Source organism: Rhodopseudomonas sp. B29 (assembly GCF_000333455.1).
Classification (GTDB): domain Bacteria; phylum Pseudomonadota; class Alphaproteobacteria; order Rhizobiales; family Xanthobacteraceae; genus Rhodopseudomonas.
Map to the genome: position 1 here is coordinate 1 of NZ_BADD01000038.1, position 1,220 is coordinate 1,220.

The 1,220-nt window shown below is 66.2% G+C and carries 1 protein-coding gene; it reads left to right on the forward strand.

All coding sequences use genetic code 11. The features are described 5' to 3' along the window. The coding region (locus I5M_RS01215; RefSeq protein WP_031334928.1) for an AMP-binding protein at window positions 1–1,220 on the forward strand (1,220 nt) is incomplete at both ends.

Sequence of the window (1,220 nt, forward strand, 5' to 3'; positions counted from 1 at the left end):
ATCTTCGCCGAAGACGTCACCGCGTTCGCGCCGGCGATCCTCGCCACCGTGCCGGCCGATGTCGAGATCGCCGCGACGCGCGGCACGGTCGAGGGCCGCAAGGTGACGCCCTTGGCCGACCTCTTGGCGACGCCGGAGCATCCGGACCTCGAAACCAAGCACGAGGCGGTCGGTCACGACACCATCGCCAAGTTCCTGCTGACGTCGGGTTCGACCGGCAATCCCAAGGCGGTGATCAACACGCAGCGCATGATCTGTGCCAATCAGGTGATGATCCGCGAGGCGATGGCGTTCCTCAAGGACGAGCCACCGGTGATCGTCGATTGGCTGCCGTGGAATCACACCTTCGGCGGCAATCACAACATCGGGCTGACGCTGTTCAACGGCGGCTCGATGTATATCGACGACGGCAAGCCGACGCCGGCCGGCATCGCCGCGACAATCCGCAATCTGCGCGAGATCGCGCCGACCGTGTACTTCAACGTGCCCAAGGGCTACGAGTCGCTGCTGCCTGTGCTGCGCGAGGACGCGCAACTCCGCAAATTGTTCTTCAGCCGTCTGCACGCGATGTTCTTCTCCGGCGCCAGCCTCGCGGCCCATGTCTGGGGCGGGCTCGACGAAGTCGCGGTGCAGGAGACCGGCGTCCGTGTGCCGATGCTGACCGGCTTAGGGGCCACCGAGACTGCGCCGTTCTTCATGTCGGTGACGCCGCAGACCAGCCGCTCCGGCCATGTCGGTCTGCCGGTGCCGGGCAACGAAGCCAAGCTGGTGCCGAACAACGGCAAGCTCGAAGTCCGCGCCAAGGGACCGAATATCACGCCCGGCTATTGGCGCGCGCCGGACCTCACCGAGAAGGCATTCGACGACGAGGGCTTCTACAAGCTCAATGACGCGCTGAAGCCGGTCGATGCCAACGATCTCTCGCGCGGCTTCGATTTCGACGGTCGCATCTCCGAGGACTTCAAGCTGGCGTCCGGCACCTGGGTCAGTGTCGGTCCGCTGCGTGCCGCCTTCATCGCCGCGTGCGCGCCGCTGGTCCGCGACGTGGTGATCGCCGGCCTCGACCGCGACAACGTCTCGGCACTGGCGATCCTCGATCCGGACGGCTGCAAGCTGCTCAACGACAAGCTGGCGCTCGACGATCTCGCCGCGATGGCGGCGGACCCGGTCATCCGCGCCGCCTTCCGCGATCGCTTCGCCATGCTGCTGACCAAGGCGAC